The sequence below is a fragment of the Streptomyces sp. NPDC056948 genome, assembly GCF_042674225.1.
Classification (GTDB): Bacteria; Actinomycetota; Actinomycetes; order Streptomycetales; family Streptomycetaceae; genus Streptomyces; species Streptomyces purpurascens.
In genome coordinates, this window is record NZ_JBHUQX010000217.1 from 1 (window position 1) to 776 (window position 776).

At 68.8% G+C, this 776-nt stretch carries 1 protein-coding gene and 1 pseudogene; both read right to left on the reverse strand.

The window, feature by feature from the left end; all coding sequences use genetic code 11:
* Nucleotides 1–37: 37 nt before the first annotated feature.
* Nucleotides 38–472: a transcription antitermination factor NusB gene (gene nusB, locus ACFTZL_RS25970; RefSeq protein WP_184597187.1), complete on the reverse strand. Its 435-nt coding sequence runs from the start codon at nucleotides 470–472 to the stop codon at nucleotides 38–40.
* A 2-nt stretch (nucleotides 473–474) separates the two neighbouring features.
* Nucleotides 475–776: pseudogene (locus tag ACFTZL_RS25975) on the reverse strand (elongation factor P); the annotation flags it as partial.

A 776-nucleotide genomic window follows, 5' to 3' on the forward strand; every position in this document is an offset into this window, starting at 1 on the left:
GCAGTCACGCTGCGGGCCCTCCGGCGTTCTGTCTGGCTCAGTCCTCGTCGCGGCGGAGCGAGGGCTTGAGGTCCTTCAGCCGACCGAGCAGGCCGTTCACGAACGAGGGCGACTCGTCCGTCGAGAACTCCTTGGCCAGCTGCACCATCTCGTCCAGGACGACGGCGTCCGGGGTCTCGTCGACCCAGATCAGCTCGTAGGCGCCGAGCCGCAGGATGTTGCGGTCGACGACCGGCATCCGGTCGAGCGTCCAGCCGACCGAGTACTGGGCGATCAGCTCGTCGATGCGCTTCGCGCGCTGCGCGTAGCCCTCGACCAGCTCCATCGTGTACTCGCTCACCGGCGGCTGCCGGGTGTCGGCCCGGGAGAGCCGGACCCAGTCGGCGAGGACCGTCAGGACCTCGGCGCCGCGCTGGTCCCCCTCGAAGAGGATCTGGAAGGCGCGCTTGCGGGCCGTGTTACGGGCAGCCACGGTTAGCTGTTCACCCGGCCGAGGTAGTCGCTGGAACGGGTGTCGACCTTGATCTTCTCACCGGTGGTGATGAAGAGCGGCACCTGGATCTGGTAACCGGTCTCCAGCGTGGCGGGCTTGGTGCCGCCGGTGGAGCGGTCGCCCTGGACGCCCGGTTCGGTCTCCTGGATGACCAGCTCGACGGCGGCCGGCAGCTCGACGAAGAGCACCTCGCCCTCGTGCTGGGCGACGGTGGCCGTGAAGCCCTCGATCAGGAAGTTGGCGGCGTCGCCGACGGCCTTGCGGTCGACCATCAGCTGGTCAT